General features: G+C 44.2%; 17 protein-coding genes, 2 rRNA genes and 1 riboswitch (1 of these 20 only partly in view). Of the genes, 1 reads left to right on the top strand and 18 read right to left on the bottom strand.

Annotated features, from left to right (window positions below; all coding sequences use genetic code 11):
* Window positions 1–3: 3 nt before the first annotated feature.
* Genes ligA through pcrB form a run of 3 tightly spaced genes read right to left on the bottom strand, consistent with a single transcriptional unit; the run spans window position 4 to window position 4,941 of the window.
* Complete coding sequence (gene ligA, locus AC6HZ4_RS01560) at window positions 4–2,013, bottom strand: NAD-dependent DNA ligase LigA (RefSeq protein ID WP_497493272.1); 2,010 nt, start codon at window positions 2,011–2,013, stop codon at window positions 4–6.
* 17 nt (window positions 2,014–2,030) lie between these two features.
* The gene (gene pcrA / locus AC6HZ4_RS01555; RefSeq protein ID WP_497493270.1) at window positions 2,031–4,247 is read right to left on the bottom strand and encodes a DNA helicase PcrA; all 2,217 of its coding nucleotides are present in this window, start codon (window positions 4,245–4,247) and stop codon (window positions 2,031–2,033) included.
* A 1-nt stretch (window position 4,248) separates the two neighbouring features.
* Window positions 4,249–4,941 carry a heptaprenylglyceryl phosphate synthase gene (gene pcrB / locus AC6HZ4_RS01550; RefSeq protein WP_497493269.1) on the bottom strand — a complete coding sequence of 231 codons (693 nt, stop codon included), beginning with the start codon at window positions 4,939–4,941 and terminating at the stop codon, window positions 4,249–4,251.
* A 246-nt stretch (window positions 4,942–5,187) separates the two neighbouring features.
* Here pcrB and AC6HZ4_RS01545 point away from each other — a divergent pair, with 246 nt between their 5' ends.
* On the top strand, window positions 5,188–5,544 hold the full coding sequence (locus AC6HZ4_RS01545) for a YgaP family membrane protein (protein ID WP_497495559.1): 357 nt from the start codon (window positions 5,188–5,190) through the stop codon (window positions 5,542–5,544).
* Window positions 5,545–6,023: 479 nt separating this feature from the next.
* On the opposite strand, the gene AC6HZ4_RS01540 is transcribed toward AC6HZ4_RS01545, so the two are convergent.
* The 15 genes from AC6HZ4_RS01540 to AC6HZ4_RS01470 form a co-directional block, all read right to left on the bottom strand.
* Window positions 6,024–6,218 (bottom strand): hypothetical protein, encoded by a 195-nt coding sequence (locus AC6HZ4_RS01540; protein WP_497493268.1) that lies wholly within the window; start codon window positions 6,216–6,218, stop codon window positions 6,024–6,026.
* A 544-nt stretch (window positions 6,219–6,762) separates the two neighbouring features.
* Window positions 6,763–8,031 (bottom strand): phosphoribosylamine--glycine ligase, encoded by a 1,269-nt coding sequence (gene purD, locus AC6HZ4_RS01535; protein WP_497493267.1) that lies wholly within the window; start codon window positions 8,029–8,031, stop codon window positions 6,763–6,765.
* Between the two features lie 18 nt (window positions 8,032–8,049).
* Entirely contained in the window at window positions 8,050–9,588 is a 1,539-nt protein-coding gene (gene purH / locus AC6HZ4_RS01530; RefSeq protein WP_497493266.1) for a bifunctional phosphoribosylaminoimidazolecarboxamide formyltransferase/IMP cyclohydrolase, read from the bottom strand.
* The gene (purN, locus tag AC6HZ4_RS01525; RefSeq protein ID WP_497493265.1) at window positions 9,588–10,163 is read right to left on the bottom strand and encodes a phosphoribosylglycinamide formyltransferase; all 576 of its coding nucleotides are present in this window, start codon (window positions 10,161–10,163) and stop codon (window positions 9,588–9,590) included. Before purN ends, purH begins: the two co-directional genes overlap by 1 nt.
* Window positions 10,160–11,197: a phosphoribosylformylglycinamidine cyclo-ligase gene (gene purM / locus AC6HZ4_RS01520; RefSeq protein WP_497493264.1), complete on the bottom strand. Its 1,038-nt coding sequence runs from the start codon at window positions 11,195–11,197 to the stop codon at window positions 10,160–10,162. Before purM ends, purN begins: the two co-directional genes overlap by 4 nt.
* 209 nt (window positions 11,198–11,406) lie before the next feature.
* Window positions 11,407–12,816, bottom strand: a complete 1,410-nt coding sequence (purF, locus tag AC6HZ4_RS01515) for an amidophosphoribosyltransferase (protein WP_497493263.1) — start codon at window positions 12,814–12,816, stop codon at window positions 11,407–11,409.
* Entirely contained in the window at window positions 12,801–15,023 is a 2,223-nt protein-coding gene (gene purL, locus AC6HZ4_RS01510) for a phosphoribosylformylglycinamidine synthase subunit PurL (RefSeq protein WP_497493262.1), read from the bottom strand. The genes purF and purL overlap by 16 nt, the downstream gene beginning before the upstream one ends.
* Window positions 15,007–15,690, bottom strand: a complete 684-nt coding sequence (gene purQ / locus AC6HZ4_RS01505) for a phosphoribosylformylglycinamidine synthase subunit PurQ (protein WP_497493261.1) — start codon at window positions 15,688–15,690, stop codon at window positions 15,007–15,009. The genes purL and purQ overlap by 17 nt, the downstream gene beginning before the upstream one ends.
* Complete coding sequence (gene purS, locus AC6HZ4_RS01500; protein ID WP_497493260.1) at window positions 15,687–15,941, bottom strand: phosphoribosylformylglycinamidine synthase subunit PurS; 255 nt, start codon at window positions 15,939–15,941, stop codon at window positions 15,687–15,689. Before purS ends, purQ begins: the two co-directional genes overlap by 4 nt.
* The gene (gene purC, locus AC6HZ4_RS01495) at window positions 15,934–16,653 is read right to left on the bottom strand and encodes a phosphoribosylaminoimidazolesuccinocarboxamide synthase (RefSeq protein ID WP_497493259.1); all 720 of its coding nucleotides are present in this window, start codon (window positions 16,651–16,653) and stop codon (window positions 15,934–15,936) included. The genes purS and purC overlap by 8 nt, the downstream gene beginning before the upstream one ends.
* 89 nt (window positions 16,654–16,742) lie before the next feature.
* Entirely contained in the window at window positions 16,743–18,038 is a 1,296-nt protein-coding gene (gene purB, locus AC6HZ4_RS01490) for an adenylosuccinate lyase (RefSeq protein ID WP_497493258.1), read from the bottom strand.
* Window positions 18,035–19,186, bottom strand: a complete 1,152-nt coding sequence (gene purK / locus AC6HZ4_RS01485; protein ID WP_497493257.1) for a 5-(carboxyamino)imidazole ribonucleotide synthase — start codon at window positions 19,184–19,186, stop codon at window positions 18,035–18,037. The genes purB and purK overlap by 4 nt, the downstream gene beginning before the upstream one ends.
* Complete coding sequence (gene purE / locus AC6HZ4_RS01480; protein WP_497493256.1) at window positions 19,183–19,668, bottom strand: 5-(carboxyamino)imidazole ribonucleotide mutase; 486 nt, start codon at window positions 19,666–19,668, stop codon at window positions 19,183–19,185. The genes purK and purE overlap by 4 nt, the downstream gene beginning before the upstream one ends.
* A gap of 98 nt (window positions 19,669–19,766) precedes the next feature.
* Window positions 19,767–19,868, bottom strand: a riboswitch (purine riboswitch).
* A gap of 493 nt (window positions 19,869–20,361) precedes the next feature.
* Window positions 20,362–20,477: ribosomal RNA gene (gene rrf / locus AC6HZ4_RS01475) — 5S ribosomal RNA — on the bottom strand.
* A 58-nt stretch (window positions 20,478–20,535) separates the two neighbouring features.
* Window positions 20,536–21,931, bottom strand: a 23S ribosomal RNA gene (locus AC6HZ4_RS01470); it runs 1,530 nt beyond the window's last position.

The raw sequence follows: 21,931 nt of genomic DNA, 5'->3' as shown, positions 1-21,931 counted from the left end.
CTCTTATTTGTTAAGCTCCTGCAAAAATCTCTCTTCATCCCAAATCTCAACATTATGCTTCTGCGCCTGCTCCAGCTTCGACCCCGCTGCTTCACCGGCAATAACCAAATCTGTGCTTTTACTAACACTGCCTGTCACCTTTGCACCTAAAGCTTCAAGTTTCTTCTTCGCTTCACTTCGTCCCATTGATTCCATCTTTCCGGTTAATACAACTGTTTTCCCCGCAAGATACGAATCTGCTTCGTCTATATTCACAGGCTGCGGACCTTTATATGCCATATTTACGCCATGCGCCTGAAGCTGTTTGATGAGCTGCTGCGCCTCTTCATTCTCAAAGTATGCCGTAATAGACTGCGCCATCTTTTCCCCAATTTCTTTGATGGACGTCAATTCCTCCTGAGAAGCTGTCTGCAGCCGCTCCATCGTTTGGAAGTGCTGCGCAAGAGTACGAGCTGCCTTCGCGCCAACATGACGAATACCAAGACCAAACAGCAGCTTTTCAAGCGAATTGCCCTTGGATGCCTCAATGGAAGCAATTAAGTTAGTTGCAGATTTCTCTCCAAATCGCTCTAAAGCAAGCAGCTGTTCCTTCGTGAGCGTATATAGATCAGCAAACGTGCGAATAAGATTCCCATCAAACAGCTGGGTGATTACACGCTCTCCCAGCCCTTCGATATTCATCGCGTCACGAGATACAAAGTGAATAAGCCCTTCTCGAATCTTTGCCGGACATACAGGGTTTATGCAGCGAAGCGCTACCTCTTCCTCCAGCCGGACAAGCTCGCTCCCGCATTCCGGACAATGGGTCGGCATGCGGAATTCCTGCTCATCTCCTATGCGGCGCTCCTTAATAGAGGCGACTACCTCTGGAATGATTTCAGCAGCCTTTTTCACAATTACATAATCACCAATGCGAATATCCTTTTCACGGATTAAATCTTCATTATGAAGCGAAGCCCGTCTTACGACCGTACCCGCCACACGAACTGGCTCTAAAATTGCAGTTGGTGTCACCGCTCCTGTACGTCCGACATTTAGCTCAATATCAATGAGCTTTGTCGTAACTTCCTCTTCCGCAAATTTATACGCAACAGCCCAGCGCGGACTTTTTGCCGTTGTCCCCAATTTTTCCTGCAAGGCTAATTCGTCTACCTTAATTACAATTCCGTCGATTTCGTAATCAAGTGTATGGCGCTTCTCCTCCCACTCTTTTACAAAGGCTACAACCTCTTCAACGGTTTGACATACACGACGATGCGGATTTGTTTTAAATCCAAGCTCTCCGAGAAGATTCAATGCCTCTCCATGAGAAAAGACAGTTCGCCCTTCCAAATTAGCAAGACCGTAAACAAAGAAGGAAAGGTTACGCTGAGCCGCAATTTTCGGGTCAAGCTGCCTGAGCGAGCCCGCTGCGGCATTACGCGGATTCGCGAATACCGTCTCTCCTCTTTGCTCCCGCTCCTCATTCAGCCTTTGAAATGAGCTTTTTGGCATATAAGCTTCCCCGCGCGCCTCTAAGGCTACATCCTCAGTAAGACGGAGCGGAATAGCTTTAATTGTTTTTAAATTGCTTGTAATATCCTCTCCGGTCACTCCATCTCCGCGCGTTGCACCCTGTATAAACCGGCCATTTTCATAATGAAGGGAAACGGCAAGACCATCAATTTTCAGTTCGCAGACATACGATACATGCTCCGCACCCGTTCCTTGCCGTACCTTCCGGTCAAAGTCCTTTATATCACCTTCATTATATGCATTCCCAAGGCTTAGCATCGGTGCCTTATGCGTTACCTTTTGGAACATATCAAGCACCGCACCGCCAACGCGAACAGTCGGAGAATCCTCTGTCATAAGCTCTGGATTCTCTTCCTCAAGACGAATCAGCTCCTGCATATAGCGGTCGTATTCCGCATCGGAAACAGAAGGATTGTCCAATACGTGATACTCATAGTTTAATTTATTTAAAATATCCCTAAGTTCTTCAATGCGAGCCGATACAGCTTCGTTTGCCATTCTCCTCACTCCCTTTCCTACATCTTTGTAATCGGCGCAAATTTTGCAAGCAATCGTTTAATTCCAGTCGGACTCGGAAATGCGATATCAAGCTCCATTCCATCTCCTGTACCCTTGACACTTACAACCGTGCCAATGCCCCACTTTCCGTGTGAAGCCCGATCTCCCGGCTTCCAATCCATCTGCTCGCCGCCAGTTGCTTTTAAGGCAGGAGTTTGCACCGCGCTGCGGACAGGAGCGGACCTTACCGGAGACGCGCTCGGGAATGCACGTTGTTTAGGAACTGTATGAAGCGGCTCTATCAAATCCTGCGGGATTTCCTTAATAAACCGGGATTCTGCGTTCACATTTGTTCTACCGTATAACGTACGGCTTTGTGCATTCGTTAAGTACAGTTCTTCCTCTGCACGCGTAATGCCAACGTAGGCGAGGCGACGCTCTTCCTCCATTTCACTCTCATCCATTAACGCACGCAAATGCGGGAAGATTCCTTCCTCTAAGCCGAGAATAAACACAACCGGGAATTCTAAGCCCTTCGCTGCATGCATTGTCATCATGATGACTTCTTCACCAGAATTGTTTTGCTCATCTACACGGTCAATATCAGCAACAAGCGCCAAGTCTGTAAGGAATGCCACAAGGCTCTTGTCCTCACTTTGTTCTTCAAAGCTTTGCGTCACCGATAGAAATTCGTTTAAGTTCTCTAAGCGTCCTTCTGATTCAAGTGTGCGATCATTTTTTAACGCCTCACGGTATCCCGTTCTCTCTAACACATCCTCAACGAGCTCCGTAACAGACAAGTATTCCTGCATTTGCACCCAGCCTTTGAGACTCTTGTAAAACTCCTCGACCATCTTGGATGTTTTGCCCGTGAGCCCAACGAGGTCAATGCGCTCTAGCACCTCACCGAGCGACAAATCATGCACGCGTCCATAGTTAATAATTTTATCAATAGAAGCTGCCCCAATACCGCGCTTCGGCACATTAATAATACGTGAGAAGCTAATTTCGTCATCCGGGTTAGCAATTAAACGCAAGTATGCTAATAAGTCCTTGATTTCTTTACGGTCATAGAACTTCGTACCCCCAACGATTTTGTACGGAATACCTGACTTTAAGAAAACCTCCTCGACCACACGCGACTGCGCGTTCGTCCGGTATAACACAGCAAACTGGCTATAGTTTCGTCTTCCTTTTTGTACCTCTTCCCGTATTTTCTTCGCAACAAAGTATGCCTCATCCTGCTCCGTTACTGCTCGGTAGTACGAAATATGGCTTCCTTGGTCATTATCGGTCCAAAGGTTCTTTGCCTTGCGCTGCAGATTGTTTTCAATGACTGCATTGGCAGCCCTTAAAATCTTTTTCGTCGAACGATAATTTTGCTCAAGCAGAATTACCTTTGCGCTCGGATAATCCTTCTCAAAGGATAGAATATTTGCGATATCCGCGCCGCGCCAGCGGTAGATAGATTGATCAGAATCGCCCACTACACAAAGGTTTTTCAAGCGCGAGGCCATCATATTCACAAGCTTATATTGGGCTTTGTTCGTATCTTGATATTCATCTACGTGAATATACTGAAACTTTCGCTGATAAAACTCCAGCACTTCCGGCACACGCTCAAACAACCGAATCGTTGTCATAATTAAATCATCAAAATCAAGCGCGTTGTTTTTTAAGAGGCGGCTTTGATAGTCCTTATACACATCGCTAACCATTTTCTCAAACGGCTCGCCCGGCGTAATTTGCTTTGCATAATCCGCTGGGGAAAGCAGTTCATTTTTCGCACTGCTAATGCCGCTTAGTAAGGCACGCGGTTCAAACTTTTTCGGATCCACATTGCGCTCTTTTAAAATATTTTTAATGACTGTGAGCTGATCACTGTCATCTAAAATCGTGAAATTCCGGCTAATTCCGATGCGATCGATATCACGTCGTAAAATACGCACACACATTGAGTGGAACGTCGAAATCCAAATATCACTCGCTTCAGGTCCTACCAACTTATCAATACGATCTCGCATTTCGCGCGCGGCCTTATTCGTAAATGTAATCGCCAGCACATTCCATGGCGCCACGCTCTTCTCCGCTAATAAATATGCGATACGGTGTGTTAACACACGTGTTTTTCCGCTTCCGGCTCCAGCCATAATGAGGAGTGGCCCGTCCGTCGTTTTTACCGCCTGCTGCTGCTCTCGGTTCAATCCTGTTAACAATTTTTCAGCTGTATTCATTTTACTCCCTCCCTTTTACCGCCTGTACTGTTCGCAAAGCCTCCTCAATGTTTGTATATATGATATTGCCAACCACAACAGTATCCGCATACTGTGCCATTTCCTCTGCCTGCTGGGCACTGGTGATACCGCCTCCGTAATACAGCCTTGCATGTTCGAGCGCTTCCTTTACTTGCTTCACAAGCTCCGGGTCTCCGTAAACGCCGCTGTACTCCAAATAAAAAATAGGCAAGCGAAACAGCTTGTCTGCCATACGGGCATACGCAATAACATCGTCATTTGTTAGATCGCATCGTGCCTCTGACAGCTTTGCTGCTTTTGCATCCGCATTTAGGATACAGTAGCCTTCTGTAAAAATTTCATCCCAATTCATAATGTCGCCGAACTCCTTCAGCGCCTCATGATGAAGTCCTGTAATCCATTCTGTTTTCCGGCTATTGAGTACGGTCGGTATGTAGTAATAATCAAAACCCGGCGTAACCGAATCAATTGTTGATACTTCAAGTACACATGGTACGCTGTATCTTCGAATGCTCGCGAGCATATGCAAAACATTATCTAAGGTAACACCATCGCTGCCGCCGACAATGACAGCATCTGTTCCAGACTCGCAAATAAGCTCCAGATCCCGTTCGCTTAACTCCTTCTCTGGATCCAGCTTGAATACATGTTTCCATCCCAAAAAATCCTCCATGAAAACACCTCTTTCTTCTTAATACATCGTTTCATTATACCAAAAAATGATGAAAACACGTACCGTCCTTTAGCGTATACCGAAATGTTGGATTGTATAGTCGGAAAAAGGTGAGGGACACTATACATTGAAGCGGAATCCTTTCCCCTTCAATGCTCATGTAAAAAGGAGCTGATTCAATTGTTTCATTTTAAGCAAAATATTGGTATCGTAAATGCGCTTATTCGCATCACAATCGGGCTAACGATGATTAGCCTATCGTCAGCCAAACTTGTTAGAAAGCCTTGGTGCTTCTCCTCCAAGCTTTCTATCTTCCTTGGAGCGATGAAGGTAGCTGAAGGTATTGTCAGATTCTGCCCGATAGTGGAAGCAATGAAGTTCGGTAAATACATGAATTTACCAGCCATGAATATGCTAAATAAAGCTAACGATAAAAAGCAAGAAGCCGGGCCGTTCAGCGACGACAGCGAAAAACACCATTCTGCTTCAAGCAGCAATGGTGAGAAACACGAAGCTGCATCTAACAACAACGGCTACGATGCTTCTGATAAACAGATAGAGACAGCAATAGAAGAAATGGTTCTGGGTACGAAATCATTGTGAATTCGGAAGAGGAATCAGCATATTTCTATTGGTTCTCAATGTGCTAGTATGATACCCGTCTCAAATGAGGCGGGTATTTTTGATTGTAATCCTGGTACAACATATAAAGCATAATCATTTTTTAGATCCCTTTTCTAAATGCTAATGAGTTCAAACCTAATATAGGGAGAAGTCCATATTTGCTATACCATGTTTCTAAAAAGACTTAGAAGGATTGTTATTTTCAATCTATACGGATTATAGGAGAGGCTATCTTCGGCCTAAGACATGAAATAGGGTGGATAAAATATAGAATAGACAAACACAATAGGAATTTTTTTATATTCGGTGAGCGACTAGTTAATTGCAAAAATGCTAATACCTTACCGATACAAGCCTATGTAAAAGCAAACCAAAAGGCTTCATCATCTCTTGAAGCCTTTTCGTCTTTTTGGGACAAACCTTTCTATTCGCTTAATACACTTTTTAAGGCGATAGCCCTATAACGGAGATTCTTTCTTAGGTAACTGTTCTACATTTTGATTATCCTTCTCAACAGTATCAGATTTTAAATAATCAGACACATATACATGCCCTTCCCCATTACAAACCTTACATTTGATAAAGGAAAGCAGCCTGAACCCATACTTATGCCCGTCTCCTTGACAATGCGGACAAATGTACCGAAATGCCATGATAATCTCCCTTCCTGTTTCGCAGTATAAATAAAAGCTTGTACGAAAAATAAACACAAAGTTCTCTTATCCGTATGTTATCAAGCTCTCTACATACATCTTTTGAGTTATTATAACGTAGTGAACATGATGTATGGTTACAGAAGTATGAAGTTTTCATTACACCCATATATTGGAATATTTTCCCTCAATCAACCAAAACATTTATACGCCCTAAATTTACGTTTTATAAATTTAAAAAAGCTATCGTCATCCGGATAGCTTTTTAAATTTATCTATTTACTTTTTCATTTACAAAATAAAAGGACATCCTAATAATATACCTTATCCCTGGTACCAGCCCCACCTACGCTGTATACCTTGACGGCCACGCGCGCCATCCAACCCAATTACTAGTATAGTAGAAAATACCTAAAATGTAAAGCGCTTACATTTAATTAAGGGTTTTTGTTTCATATTTGTGTATTCTCTAATCAGCAAATGTACTAAAAAGGGGTGCTTTCCAAACACTTTTGAAAATCACCCCTTTTGCTTTTATGCCGTTTTATGCCGTTACAAAGTCAATTGCCTTTTGTCCGATATCAGAGCGGTAGAACAAGCCTTCACTCTTAATATTTTGAAGTTCTTTATAAACCTTTGCCTTTGCCTCACGCAAATCGCTGCCCTTGCAAGCAACAAACAGCACACGGCCGCCGTCATTGACGAATTGTCCGTCTTTTACAGCTGTCCCTGCATGAAACACAAGTACATCTTTACTTAAAGCATCTAATCCAAAGATCGGGTAGCCCTTTTTATACTCTTCTGGATAGCCTTTAGATGCCAAGAACACACCAACAAGCGCGTCTGTTGACCATTCTAGCTTCGGCTCTTTGCCGTCTAATACGTCGATCATAACTTCAACAAGATCGCTTTCTAACAGCGGCAGTAAAACCTCTGTCTCCGGGTCACCGAATCGTGCATTGAACTCAATAACCTTTGGACCTTCCGCTGTTAAAATAAGTCCTGCATATAAAATACCTGTGAATGAGCGGTCTTCCTGTACCATCGCATTTGCTACAGGTTTTAGAATTGTTTCAACTGCCTCATCTAACACACTTTGAGGAATTTGCGGAACTGGAGAATATGCACCCATTCCACCTGTGTTTGGACCTTCATCATTATCAAACGCACGCTTATGATCCTGTGAGATAATCATTGGATAAACAGCTGTTCCGTTTACGAATGCCATAAAAGAGAATTCTTGTCCTTCCAGGAACTGCTCGACAACAACCTTTTGGCTTGCATCGCCAAATTTTGCGTCTACCATCATTTCCTTTACAGCGGACAGCGCATCTTCAAGTGTCATTGCTACCGTTACACCTTTACCAGCAGCTAGTCCATCAGCTTTAATAACGATTGGCGCACCGATTTTTTCAATATACGCCGCTGCATCCTCGTAATTTGTAAATGTTTCGTAAGCAGCTGTTGGAACGTTATATTTCTTCATTAATTCTTTTGTAAATGCTTTGCTGCCTTCAATAACTGCCGCGTTAGCGCGAGGTCCAAATACGCGAAGACCAGCTGCTTCAAATGCATCCACAGCACCGTTTGTTAATGGAACCTCAGGCCCAACCATTGTTAAGCCAACGTTATTTTCCTTTGCGAACGCAACAAGTGCATCAAAATCATTTTCATCAATTGCTACAGGTGTAGCAACATCTTTCATTCCTTCGTTGCCAGGTGCAACATATACTGTCTCAACTTGCTTCGATTGTGCGAATTTCCACGCTAATGCGTGCTCACGGCCGCCGCGGCCAATTACTAAAACGTTCATGGTTCTCCTCCTGCCGAATTAATGTTTAAAGTGACGAACTCCTGTAAACACCATTGCAATGCCGTACTCATCCGCTTTTTTGATGGAATCTTCGTCACGGATAGAGCCGCCCGGCTGGATAATCGCCGTTACGCCTGCCTTTGCTGCCGCTTCTACTGTATCATCCATTGGGAAGAATGCATCAGATGCAAGAGCTGAGCCTTTTGCTTTTTCTCCTGCTTGCGCAAGTGCGATGTTCGCAGCGCCGACACGGTTCATTTGTCCTGCTCCGATACCGATTGTCATGTTATCCTTTGCTACAACAATCGCATTGGATTTTACATGCTTAACAACCTTCCAGCCTAGCTTCAAATCTTCCCATTCTTGCTCTGTTGGCTGACGCTTTGTTGGAATAGTCACGTTTGCATCTTCTAAAGAAAGGATGTCCTCTTCCTGTACTAGTAAGCCGCCCTGTACAGATGTAAGTTTTTTGCTTGCCGCAGCACTCTTCGCAATATCAACTGTAAGAAGGCGAATGTTTTTCTTTCCTTGTAGAACTTCTAATGCCTCTTTAGAGAACGATGGAGCGATAACAATTTCTAAGAAGATTTCATGCAGCTTTTCTGCTGTCGCTTTATCGATTTCACGGTTTGCTGCTACAATGCCGCCGAAAATAGATACTGGATCTGCCGCATACGCACGCTCGTAAGCTTCTTCAATTGTGCTGCCAACGCCAACGCCGCAAGGATTCATATGCTTAACCGCTACAACTGCAGGCTCAGTGAATTCCTTTACAATGCTAAGAGCTGCGTCCGCATCGTTAATGTTGTTATAAGACAATTCTTTTCCATGAAGCTGTTCTGCATAAGCAATAGAAGATGCTGCTGCAAATGCGCTCTTATAGAAAGTAGCCTTTTGATGCGGGTTTTCTCCGTAGCGCAGATCCTGCTTCTTCTCAAACGTTACTGTGATCGATTCAGGGCTTTCTTCTCCAACTTGCTTTGTTAAGTACTCAGAGATCAGCGCATCGTAAGCTGCTGTATGACGGAATACCTTTGCCGCCAACTTTTGTTTTAACCCTTTTGATACTTCCCCGTTTTCCTTCAGCTCTGCTAAAACAGCACCATAGTCTGCTGGATCTACAAGAACAGTCACATACTCATGGTTTTTCGCTGCAGAACGAATCATCGTCGGACCGCCGATATCGATATTTTCAATCGCATCTTCGAAAGTAACATCTGGCTTAGACACTGTTTCTTTAAATGGGTATAGGTTTACAACAACGAAGTCAATTGGCTGAATGCCAAGCTCATTTGCTTGTGCCATATGTGTTTCATTGTCGCGAACTGCAAGCAAACCGCCATGAATATTCGGATGAAGTGTTTTTACGCGGCCATCCATAATTTCAGGAAAGCCAGTTACATCTGAAATACCAATTACATTTAAGCCGTTTTCTTGTAATAGCTTCTTTGTTCCGCCTGTAGAGATAACCTCTACTCCTTGCTCGATTAAGCCTCTTACAAATTCTACAATGCCTTCTTTATTTGATACGCTCACTAGCGCGCGTTTTGTTGCCATTATAATTTCGCTCCTGTCTGTACTAAATCTCGGATTGTCTGTACATACAAAGTATGTTCGACAGCTTGGATCTTCTTTTGCAGACTTTCGTATGTGTCATTCTCTACCTGTACTGCTTGTTGGGCAATAATAGGACCCGTATCCATTCCTTCGTCTACATAATGAACCGTAACGCCTGTCTCCTTCACACCTGCGGCCAAAGCCTGTCCAATTGCATCTTTACCCGGAAAGTTTGGAAGCAAAGAAGGATGGATGTTCACAATGCGTCCGCTGTAGGCAGATAAAAGTGTTTCGCCGATTAAACGCATATAACCGGCTAGAATAACCCAATCCACTTCTGCCTGCTGCAAATGTTTTATAATTTCTGTTTCAAAGGCAGCCTTAGAAGGGTAATCCTTTGCAGAAAAAACAAACACTGGAATGTTATGCTTATTGGCACGTTCAATTACCTTAGCACCGGGCTTATCACATACTAGCAAGGTAATTTTCACATCTAAAGCGCCGCATTCCACCGCATCGACCAGCGCTTGAAAATTCGTACCGCTCCCCGATGCAAATACTGCTATTCGACTCATGCAAACGCGCCTCCAAAACTAATGCCTTCTCCTGCTTTTGTACGACCGATTACGTAAGCTTTTTCTCCCTGCTCTTCTAGAAGGGCTGTGATACCAGCTACATCCTCTTCCTTCACCGCAAGCACCATTCCGATACCCATGTTGAAAATGTTGAACATTTCCTTTTGATCTAGCTTGCCCGTTTCCTGCAGTAAATCGAAAATCGGCAAGATTGGCCAAGAGCCGTACTCAATTTCTGCTCCAATTCCTTCAGGAAGCATACGTGGAATATTCTCAATAAAACCACCGCCGGTAATATGAGCCATTCCCTTAATTTCAAATTGCTTTAGCGCTGCTAAAATTGGTTTTACATAAATTTTTGTAGGAACTAATAGCTCTTCGCCGAGCGTATTCTCGAGTTTACCGTACTTTTCATGAAGAGATAACTTTCCAACCTCAAAAAGAACTTTACGTACGAGGGAATAGCCATTACTATGAATCCCGCTTGAAGCCAAACCGATTAACACATCACCAGCTTGAATGCTTTGTCCTGTTACAAGCTTTTGTTTATCGGCAATACCTACTGTAAACCCAGCTAGGTCATACTCCTCTTCCGTATACATCCCTGGCATTTCTGCTGTTTCTCCGCCAATCAATGAGCAGCCTGCTTGTTCACAGCCTTGTGCTACTCCTTTTACAATGCTTTCAATTTTCGCAGGATCTGCCTTTCCACATGCGATGTAATCAAGGAAGAAAATAGGCTCCGCACCTTGTACAACAATATCGTTTACACACATTGCTACTGCATCTATCCCGATTGTATCATGCTTATCCATAATAAAAGCCACCATGAGCTTCGTACCAACACCATCCGTACCAGATACAAGCACAGGCTCCTTTAGACCAAACTTTGAAATATCAAACATACCGCCGAAGCCGCCTAGTCCACCAAGCACTTCTGGTCTTATTGTTTTTTGTACGTGCTTTTTCATGCGGGATACGGCTTCATAGCCTGCTTCGATATCAACACCCGCTTGTTTATATGCATTTGCCATCTATAAATTACCTCCTTTTTAAGAAAAGCGGACACAGCCCGCTTTCGCTCCCGGAGTAACATACTCCTCAACATAGAAGAATCTTTTTCCGTTTATGCTGGGAGCTATATTACGGAAGGGAACAGGCTGTGGCAGCTAGACAGCCCCACTTATCTTATATTTTCCCTAATGTAAGAAACGCGGCTTCTACCGAAGTAGAAGCCTGTAAGTTAACTGCGCTGATGCACCAATTCATCTTCATAAGTCGGCGTTGGATACTTTCCGTTAAAACATGCCGTGCACTGTCCGCGTGATTCTGTTGTATTCGGACGCCCTACCGCTTCGAGCATTCCCTCTTCGCTCAAAAATGCCAATGAGTCTGCCCCAATTAATTCACGAATTTCCTCAATAGAATGCGTCGCAGCAATCAGTTCCTCGCGTGTAGATGTATCAATGCCATAATAGCAAGGATTCATAATAGGAGGTGAAGCAATTCGAACATGAACCTCTGTTGCTCCTGCATCACGAAGCATTTGTACAATACGTCGGCTTGTTGTGCCGCGTACGATGGAATCATCAATCATGACAACGCGCTTTCCTTCGACAATACCGCGGACAGGAGAGAGCTTCATTTTTACACCGCGCTCGCGCAGCTCTTGCGAAGGCTGAATAAATGTCCGGCCTACGTATCTGTTCTTAATTAAACCGATCTCGTATGGAATACCCGATACTTCAGCAAAGCCAATCGCTGCAGAAATACTTGAGTCTGGAACACCTGTCACAACATCTGCTTCAATCGGTGCTTCATACGCCAATTTCTTCCCCATGCTTTTGCGTGCCGCGTGTACATTAATACCAGAAATATTGCTGTCTGGACGGGAAAAATAGATATATTCCATGCTGCAAATCGCATCTCTTGTTTGTGTTGTAAAGTTATGGGATTCTATTCCTTCATCGGAAATGACAAGCAGCTCACCTGGCAGTACATCACGAATATAGCGTGCCCCTACCACATCAAAAGCACACGTTTCAGATGCAACTACATAAGCCCCATCCATTTCTCCGAGCGCAAGCGGACGGAAGCCATTTGGATCAAGCGCTACAAGAAGCTGTGTTTCTGTCATCATTAAGAAAGCAAATGCACCTTCGATCTTATTTAAAGCTACCTTAGCGCGATCTAGCAGCGGAAATTCACCGTGACGCTTCAGCAAATGCGCCAAAACTTCTGTATCAGACGTTGTTTGAAAAATACTTCCTTGCATCTCGAGCTCAAGCTTTAATTTATTGGCGTTCACAAGATTTCCGTTGTGGGCAAGCGCAAGACTTTCTAGCTGGGAGCGGAATAGAAGCGGCTGCACGTTTTCGTGGCCGCCTCCACCTGCTGTTGCGTAACGCACATGTCCAATAGCAGCTTTTCCGCTTAGCTTCTCCAATTGACCTTGCGAAAACACTTCTGTTACTAACCCAAGCCCCTTATGACCAATTAGCTTCTCTCCGTTGCTGACAACAATACCGGCTCCTTCTTGACCGCGGTGCTGCAGACTGTGCAGACCGTAATACGTGATTTGCGCCGCATTTTCATGACCCCAAATGCCGAAAATCCCGCATTCTTCATTTAAGCCTTTTATTTCAGCAAGCATGCAATTGCTCCTTTCCAAGCATCCCTCATCTGATCTACTGAAGCTTGTACAAGCACTTGCCCCTCTTCGCCTTGGATTACAAGCTCATTTGTGTTTGTCACTTCTCCAATAAGATACGCTTCAACAGCTTGTTCAAATGCTTCTTTATTTTCTGGCTTAACAGATACAATAAATCGTGATTGCGTTTCTGCAAATAAAGCAGCCACCGCTTCACCCGTTACTTTTACATTTGCTCCAAGGCCTTTTGCTCCAATGAGAGCTTCGGCAATTGCTACTGCAAAGCCGCCTTCAGCCACGTCATGGGCTGATTGCACAAGACCATCTTGGATTGCACTTAATAATTGCTTTTGACGCTTTGATTCTACATCTAAATCAATCGCTGGAGCTGGTCCAAAGATTCGACCATCATTCAATAGTTTTTGCAGTTCGCTTCCGCCAAATTCTGCTTTTGTTTCTCCAATTACGTATACTAAGTCGCCTGCTTGCTTGAACTCTTGTGTTGTAATATGGCTTAAATTATGCACAAGACCGACCATACCAACAGTAGGAGTTGGATAAATCGCCTCACCGCTGCGCTCATTGTATAGTGATACGTTTCCGCCGATAACCGGTGTGCCTAACGTACGGCAAGCTTCGCTCATACCGTCTACAGACTTTTCAATTTGCCAGAAAATCTCTGGTTTTTCTGGATTTCCGTAGTTTAAGCAGTCTGTAATCGCTAGAGGCTCTGCTCCGGAGCAAACGATGTTACGCGCTGCTTCAGCTACAGCAATTTTTCCGCCCGTTTCTGGATCTAGGTAGATATAGCGGGAGTTACAATCTGTTGTCATCGCTAACGCCTTTTTCGTTCCGCGTACGCGCACTACAGCAGCATCAGAACCAGGTGTGACAACCGTGTTTGTACGAACCTGATAATCGTACTGGTCATATACCCATTCCTTACTTGCGATTGTTGGCTGCTGCAGGAGAGCAAGCAATGTTTCTTTATAATCGTTTACCTCTGGTGTTTCTAATGTCATCCCTTGGAACTCAGCAAAGTACGCCGGCTCTTTAGAAGGCTTGTGGTAAACTGGCGCTTCCTCTGCTAATGCATCAGCAGGAACCTCTGCTACAATTTCACCTTTATGATATAAGCGAAGCATTTTATCGCTTGTTACCTTACCGATTGATACAGCTTCTAAGCCGTACTTGTGGAATAGGTCAACAATCTCCTGCTCGCGTCCTTTTTTCACAACGATAAGCATACGCTCTTGAGATTCAGATAGCATCATTTCATATGCTGTCATACCTGTTTCACGCTGTGGTACATGATCTAGGTACATCTCAATTCCCATGCCAGCTTTACTTGCCATTTCAGCAGAAGATGATGTAAGCCCTGCTGCACCCATATCTTGAATACCAACAAGCGCATCAAAGTGCACAAGCTCTAGACATGCTTCAAGTAAAAGCTTTTCCATAAATGGATCGCCTACTTGTACAGCTGTACGTTTGGATTCTGATTCTTCAGAAAGGTCTTCAGAAGCGAATGTTGCACCGTGGATGCCATCGCGTCCTGTAGCTGCACCAACATACATAACTGTGTTGCCTTCGCCGTGTGCTTGACCTTTTTTAATATCTTCATGGTTAATTAAGCCTACGCACATTGCGTTTACAAGCGGATTTCCTTCATAGCAATCATCAAATTGGATTTCGCCGCCTACTGTCGGAATCCCAATACAGTTTCCGTAGCCTGCAATACCAGCAACTACTTCTTCAAACAAATATTTCACGCGCGGAGTTTTCAGTTCTCCGAAGCGAAGAGAGTTTAATAGAGCAATTGGACGAGCTCCCATAGAGAACACGTCACGAATAATACCGCCCACCCCTGTTGCTGCGCCTTGGTACGGCTCAATCGCAGATGGATGGTTATGACTCTCAATTTTAAATACAACCGCTTGATTGTCTCCGATATCTACAATACCAGCGCCTTCTCCCGGACCTTGCAAAACACGCTCGCCTGTTACTGGAAACTTACGAAGTACAGGCTTGGAGTTTTTGTAGCTGCAGTGCTCAGACCACATAACAGAGAAAAGACCGATTTCTGTGTAGTTTGGAAGGCGGCCGAGGATTTTCTCGACCATTGCAAATTCTTCATCGGACAATCCCATTTCGGCATATATTCTTTTTTCTTTAATTTGCTGTGGATTTGGCTCAAGCTGTAACGACATACGTTTCCCTCCAGTGCTTCAAAATAGATCGGAACATTTTCAATCCGTCTGCTCCGCCTAACAATTCGTCTACAGCGCGCTCAGGATGCGGCATCATTCCAAGTACATTTCCTTTTTCGTTCACAATACCAGCAATATCAAGTAAACTTCCGTTCGGGTTGCTAGCATAGCGGAACACAATTTGATTATTTGCTTCTAGCTTCTTAAGCGTTTCTTCATCACAGTAATAGTTACCCTCACCATGCGCAATCGGAATCGTGATAATTTCTCCGGCCTCATATTGTGAAGTAAACATCGTGTTGTTGTTTTCTACACGAAGCTCAACCGGACGGCACATAAATTTCAGGTTTTGGTTACGAATTAAAGCACCTGGCAGCAAACCGGATTCTACTAAAATTTGGAATCCATTACAAACACCTAAAACCGGTTTGCCAGCTTCAGCTGCTTTTTTCACAGCAGCCATTACATTTGAATAATGGGCAATTGCTCCGCAGCGCAGGTAATCACCGTAGGAGAAACCGCCTGGCAATAGAACTGCATCATACTCATCTAAGTTGTCGGCAGTATGCCAAACATATTCTACTTCTTCTCCAAGCTCATCCTTCACAGCATGATACATATCCACGTCACAGTTGGAACCAGGAAAAACGATTACGGCGAATTTCACTGTGCGACTACCTCCTCAACATCATAACGGTAATCTTCAATTACAACATTCGTTAGAAGCTTTTCACACATTTCTTTTACTAATGTGTCAATATCCGCTACATCTTGATCAATTTTCAACTCCAAGTATTTTCCGATACGTACATCTTGTACAGCATTAAAAGATAGGCTGTGCAGAGCACCTTTTACAGCATTTCCTTGTGGATCAAGCACGCTTTCGCGTAACGTAACATAAACTTTTACTTTATACATGTGAAGCTCCCCCTAATCGTTTTAAAATTTCTTCATACGCATCTGTTAAGTTTCCTAAATCACGACGGAATACATCTTTATCAAACTTTTCATTACTTTCTTTATCCCAAAGACGGCATGTATCCGGTGAGATTTCATCAGCTAATAAAATGCTGCCCTCTTCTGTTACACCGAACTCAAGCTTAAAGTCGACTAATCTAACACCGCATGCTGAGAAGTGCTCTGTTAGAACATCGTTCACCTTTAATGCTGCTTCGCGCAGAGATGCAAGCTGCTCAGAAGAAGCAAGACCTAGCAAATGAATGTGATCTTCCGTTACAAGCGGGTCACCTAGGCTATCATCTTTATAATAAAATTCAACAATCGTTGACTTGAGCTGAACGCCTTCTTCTAAGCCTAAACGCTTCGAAAGGCTGCCTGCAGCAATATTTCTAACAACTACCTCAAGAGGAATAATTTTTACTGCTTTCACAAGCTGCTCCGTATCAGACACTTTTTCAATAAAGTGACTAGGAATTCCAGCCTCATGCAGCTTTTTGAACAACAGGCTTGTAATTTCATTATTCAAACGCCCTTTACCGGAAATGCTTGCTTTTTTCTCACCGTTAAAAGCTGTTGCGCTGTCTTTATATTCTACCCAAACAATGCCTTCCTGCTCCGTCCGATAAATTCTCTTTGCTTTTCCCTCATAGAGCAAATCTAACTTTTGCATCCCGAGTGCCCCCTATGTTTTGAATAGTAAGAATCGTTCGATTAAATAATATGGCACAGAATTTATGTATTCTGTGCCATATCCAATTATCAGTTTAAGCCAAGACGTTCAAAAATTGTATCCACATGCTGTAAATGATATTCATAGTTAAAGCATTCGTTAATTTCTTCTTGAGACAGCTTGCTTGTAATACGCTCATCACTTTCTACAAGCTCTTTAAACTGCACTTGCTTCTCCCACGCTTCCATCGCTTTCGGCTGTACGATATCGTAAGCTTCTTCGCGAACAAGACCTTTGTCAATCAAGGAAAGCATTACACGTTGGGAATAGATAAGACCGAACGTTCTTTGCATGTTGCGCTTCATGTTTTCTGGGAATACCGTTAAGTTTTTCACGATATTACCGAAGCGGTTTAACATGTAGTTAAGTGCGATTGTTGCATCCGGTAAAATAACGCGCTCAGCGGATGAATGGGAAATATCGCGCTCATGCCAAAGCGGAACGTTCTCATACGCTGTCATCATATAACCGCGGATTACGCGAGCTAATCCTGTCATATTCTCAGAGCCGATTGGATTACGTTTATGAGGCATAGCGGAAGATCCTTTTTGCCCTTTCGCAAAGAACTCTTCTACCTCACGCGTTTCACTCTTTTGCAAGCCGCGAATTTCTACAGCCATTTTTTCGATAGATGTTGCAATGAGAGCCAGTGTTCCCATATAGTGAGCATGGCGGTCACGCTGTAATGTTTGTGTGGAAATTGGAGCTGCTGCTAATCCAAGCTTTTCACATACAAACTTTTCAACAAATGGATCAATATTTGCATACGTACCAACAGCACCGGAAATTTTACCTACACGCACGCTCTCAGCAGCTTGCTTGAAACGTTCTAAATTACGTTTCATTTCCTCATACCAAAGTGCCAGCTTTAAACCAAATGTAGTCGGTTCTGCATGAACACCGTGCGTTCTTCCCATCATTACCGTATATTTATGCTCTTTAGCTTTTTCTTTCAAAATCTCAACGAAACGCTCAATGTCCTTAAGAAGGATTTCGTTCGCTTGTCTTAATAAATAAGATAGTGCTGTGTCTACTACATCTGTAGACGTTAAACCGTAGTGTACCCACTTACGCTCTTCACCTAGTGTTTCGGATACTGCCCGTGTAAATGCAACAACATCGTGACGCGTTTCTTCTTCGATTTCATAAATACGATTGATATCAAAGGATGCGTTCGCACGGAGCTTTTGTACATCCTCTTTTGGAATTTCGCCAAGCTCAGCCCATGCCTCACATGCTAAAATTTCTACTTCAAGCCATGCTTGAAACTTATTTTCTTCCGTCCAAATAGCTCCCATTTCCGGGCGCGTATAACGATTAATCATTTTGTCCCCTCCAATAATTGTTCTTCCCTATGCCAAACACCTAGTGTTCGGGCCTTTTCCAAGGCTATATCTGTATGGTCTGCTAAAATATTCAGATGTCCCATCTTACGTTTATACTTTGCCTCACTCTTTCCATACAAATGAAGCTTGCTGTCTGAAAGCTGATCTAGCTGACCAAGAATTCCTTCTACATGCTCTCCGAGGATATTTACCATAACAACCGGCTTTAATAAGGTTGTTTCACCGAGAGGCAAATTACAAACCGCGCGAACATGCTGCTCAAACTGACTTGTCTCGCACGCATCAATCGTATAGTGTCCTGAGTTATGAGGTCTCGGGGCTAACTCATTAACATATAGCCCTCCATCTGCAGTTACAAACATTTCTACAGCAAGCGTACCGATTAGCCCAAGTTCATTTGCCAAATGTTCTGCGCACTCTAGTGCTTTTTGTTCAACTTCTTGCGAAATCCGAGCCGGTACAATTGTTTCATGCAAGATATTCTCAACATGGATATTCTCTGCTACTGGAAACACCTTTGTTTCTCCGCCAACAGATCGCACTACAATAACAGAAATTTCTTTTTCAAACGGCACCCAAGCCTCTAATATGCATTCAGCTTGCTCCACAAGCTCTATTGCAGGAGCGAGCCCTTCTTCATTCCGAATGACAACTTGTCCCTTCCCGTCGTATCCACCTGTTGTTGTTTTTAACACAGAGGGATATGATAATCGCTCCAATGCAGAGAGTAACTCTTGTTGGCTGCGAACCAATGCATAGGGAGCAACGGGAATTCCCGCATTAGAAATTGCATTTTTCTCCGTGAACCTATTTTGAGTTGTTTGCAGTACTTTGCTTCCTTGTGGTAAATATGCATTTTGCTCTAACCAGCGCAAGCAATCGTAGTCAATATTTTCGAATTCGTACGTAATTACATCGCTAACCTTAGCTAATTGTTCAATAGCTTGTAAGTCGTTATAAGGAGCAACAATTTCTATGTCCGCCAATTGTGCGCAAGGACCATTTGGAGTTGGCTCTAGCACAGCAATATTATAGCCCATCTCCCTTGCGGAAATAGCCATCATTCGTCCAAGCTGGCCGCCTCCGATAATACCTATAGTTTGACCAGGTATAATCCTCTTCGTCATAGGAGTTCACTGCCTTCTAATACCGTTCTTTTCGTTTCTTCTCTTCTCTTTTCCAAAGCCATATATATTGTATCGTCAAACGCTCCGAGAATTTCCGCTGCCAGCAAGCCAGCGTTTGTTGCCCCAGCCTTTCCGATCGCTACAGTTGCAACCGGGACTCCTCCCGGCATTTGAACGATTGATAATAAAGAATCAAGTCCGTTTAAGGCCTTTGACTGTACAGGAACACCAATGACAGGGAGTGTTGTTTTCGCAGCTACCATTCCTGGCAAATGAGCCGCTCCTCCAGCCCCTGCAATAATGACCTTAAGTCCCTTTTCCCTTGCAGTTTCTGCATATTCAAACATATAATCTGGAGTACGGTGGGCTGATACAACCTGCTTTTCATATGAAATTCCTAGCTCATCCAGTACATCACATGCATGCTTCATCGTTTCCCAATCCGAAGTGCTTCCCATAATAACTCCAATTACCGGTTTCATACCGAGCCTCCCATCCAAATAAAAAAGCCTAAGCAGAGTATTCCCTTTATGAGGGAAAGTACTCTACCTAGGCACATTCATCCTGTTGGACTAAGATACACTAAGCAGCTTTCCCTCATAGTCCAATGATTTACGGTCATCAGGTAGAAACTTGCAGGCCATATCCCTGCGATTATATGAGGTATTTTTCGTTTTCTTGTCTCCTTCGTTATCTTACCAATCTTTTTAAAGAAGTGTCAACTAAAAATCGAATATTTATATACCTTAAAAAAATATTGTTCGTCTTTTGTTAGTTAGATGGAAAAAATAAGATTAAAATACAAAAAATAAAACAAAGAAAGCGGTTTAATAAGGGTTGATACTACTCTGAATAATTCGCCAAATAAGAACTTTCTATTTTTAATGAAATTACGAAGGATTTTCTCTTCCTCAAATGTATACCAACATGGCATAGGTGAAGAAGTTCATTAATGAAGAAAATATATCTTGGTTCTCCTCTTCTCTAAAGGAACATTCAGCAAGCAGAGGGAGTTATAACTGTGCATTGCTTGAAAGAGGTTTTTCAGAGTGCTGCAAATTCCATATCGTTAAGCCTCGCGGGAAATGATATGTAAGAAACCCCACTTCAAGCAGGGAGTATTCATTAAGGCATACAAAAAAGACTAAATCTCAGTGATTTAGTCTTTTTTGTATGCCTAGCGACGTCCTACTCTCACAGGGGGAAACCCCCAACTACCATCGGCGCTGAAGAGCTTAACTTCCGTGTTCGGTATGGGAACGGGTGTGGCCTCTTCGCCATCATCACTAGACCTATTTGGTTTGAAGGATATTCCCTCAAAACTAGATAACACGCTGTGCTGTGTAATTATGATTAAGCCCTCGATCGATTAGTATCTGTCAGCTGCACGTGTCGCCACGCTTACACCTCAGACCTATCAACCTGATCATCTTTCAGGGATCTTACTAGCTTGACGCTATGGGAAATCTCATCTTGAGGGGGGCTTCATGCTTAGATGCTTTCAGCACTTATCCCGTCCGCACATAGCTACCCAGCGATGCCCTTGGCAGAACAACTGGTACACCAGCGGTGCGTCCATCCCGGTCCTCTCGTACTAAGGACAGCTCCTCTCAAATTTCCTGCGCCCGCGACGGATAGGGACCGAACTGTCTCACGACGTTCTGAACCCAGCTCGCGTACCGCTTTAATGGGCGAACAGCCCAACCCTTGGGACCGACTACAGCCCCAGGATGCGATGAGCCGACATCGAGGTGCCAAACCTCCCCGTCGATGTGGACTCTTGGGGGAGATAAGCCTGTTATCCCCGGGGTAGCTTTTATCCGTTGAGCGATGGCCCTTCCATGCGGAACCACCGGATCACTAAGCCCGACTTTCGTCCCTGCTCGACTTGTAGGTCTCGCAGTCAAGCTCCCTTATGCCTTTACACTCTTCGAATGATTTCCAACCATTCTGAGGGAACCTTTGGGCGCCTCCGTTACACTTTAGGAGGCGACCGCCCCAGTCAAACTGCCCACCTGACACTGTCTCCCGCCCCGATGAGGGGCGCGGGTTAGAACTTCAATACAGCCAGAGCGGTATCCCACAGGCGCCTCCACCGAAGCTGGCGCTCCGGCTTCCCAGGCTCCCGCCTATTCTGTACAAGCTGTACCAAAATTCAATATCAGGCTACAGTAAAGCTCCACGGGGTCTTTCCGTCCTGTCGCGGGTAACCTGCATCTTCACAGGTACTATAATTTCACCGAGTCTCTGGTTGAGACAGTGCCCAAGTCGTTACACCTTTCGTGCGGGTCGGAACTTACCCGACAAGGAATTTCGCTACCTTAGGACCGTTATAGTTACGGCCGCCGTTTACTGGGGCTTCGATTCAAAGCTTCGCCTGGAGCTAACCTCTCCTCTTAACCTTCCAGCACCGGGCAGGTGTCAGCCCCTATACTTCGCCTTGCGGCTTCGCAGAGACCTGTGTTTTTGCTAAACAGTCGCTTGGGCCTATTCACTGCGGCTCTCCTTACGAAGAGCACCCCTTCTCCCGAAGTTACGGGGTCATTTTGCCGAGTTCCTTAACCAGAGTTCTCTCGCTCACCTTAGGATTCTCTCCTCGCCTACCTGTGTCGGTTTGCGGTACGGGCACCATTTACCATCGCTAGAAGCTTTTCTTGGCAGCGTAGAATCAGGGAGTTCGCCCATAAAGGGCTTCCCCATCACAGCTCAGCCTTTACGGTAAGCGGATTTGCCTGCTTACCAGCC

The sequence above is a fragment of the Ectobacillus sp. OTK genome (genome assembly GCF_059698935.1).
This window is presented reverse-complemented; position numbering and strand designations above follow the sequence as displayed.

Excerpts from the sequence above, each read along its gene's own strand:
- pcrA (WP_497493270.1), bottom strand. The coding sequence starts at position 4,247 with ATGAATACAGCTGAAAAATTGTTAACAGGATTGAACCGAGAGCAGCAG.
- AC6HZ4_RS01540 (WP_497493268.1), bottom strand. The coding sequence starts at position 6,218 with ATGGCATTTCGGTACATTTGTCCGCATTGTCAAGGAGACGGGCATAAG.
- pcrB (WP_497493269.1), bottom strand. The coding sequence starts at position 4,941 with ATGGAGGATTTTTTGGGATGGAAACATGTATTCAAGCTGGATCCAGAG.
- purB (WP_497493258.1), bottom strand. The coding sequence starts at position 18,038 with ATGATTAATCGTTATACGCGCCCGGAAATGGGAGCTATTTGGACGGAA.
- purS (WP_497493260.1), bottom strand. The coding sequence starts at position 15,941 with ATGTATAAAGTAAAAGTTTATGTTACGTTACGCGAAAGCGTGCTTGAT.
- purK (WP_497493257.1), bottom strand. The coding sequence starts at position 19,186 with ATGACGAAGAGGATTATACCTGGTCAAACTATAGGTATTATCGGAGGC.
- purM (WP_497493264.1), bottom strand. The coding sequence starts at position 11,197 with ATGGCAAATGCATATAAACAAGCGGGTGTTGATATCGAAGCAGGCTAT.
- purD (WP_497493267.1), bottom strand. The coding sequence starts at position 8,031 with ATGAACGTTTTAGTAATTGGCCGCGGCGGCCGTGAGCACGCATTAGCG.
- purL (WP_497493262.1), bottom strand. The coding sequence starts at position 15,023 with ATGTCGTTACAGCTTGAGCCAAATCCACAGCAAATTAAAGAAAAAAGA.
- purF (WP_497493263.1), bottom strand. The coding sequence starts at position 12,816 with ATGCTTGCTGAAATAAAAGGCTTAAATGAAGAATGCGGGATTTTCGGC.
- purE (WP_497493256.1), bottom strand. The coding sequence starts at position 19,668 with ATGAAACCGGTAATTGGAGTTATTATGGGAAGCACTTCGGATTGGGAA.
- ligA (WP_497493272.1), bottom strand. The coding sequence starts at position 2,013 with ATGGCAAACGAAGCTGTATCGGCTCGCATTGAAGAACTTAGGGATATT.
- purH (WP_497493266.1), bottom strand. The coding sequence starts at position 9,588 with ATGGCAACAAAACGCGCGCTAGTGAGCGTATCAAATAAAGAAGGCATT.
- purC (WP_497493259.1), bottom strand. The coding sequence starts at position 16,653 with ATGCAAAAGTTAGATTTGCTCTATGAGGGAAAAGCAAAGAGAATTTAT.
- AC6HZ4_RS01545 (WP_497495559.1), top strand. The coding sequence starts at position 5,188 with ATGATTAGCCTATCGTCAGCCAAACTTGTTAGAAAGCCTTGGTGCTTC.
- purN (WP_497493265.1), bottom strand. The coding sequence starts at position 10,163 with ATGAGTCGAATAGCAGTATTTGCATCGGGGAGCGGTACGAATTTTCAA.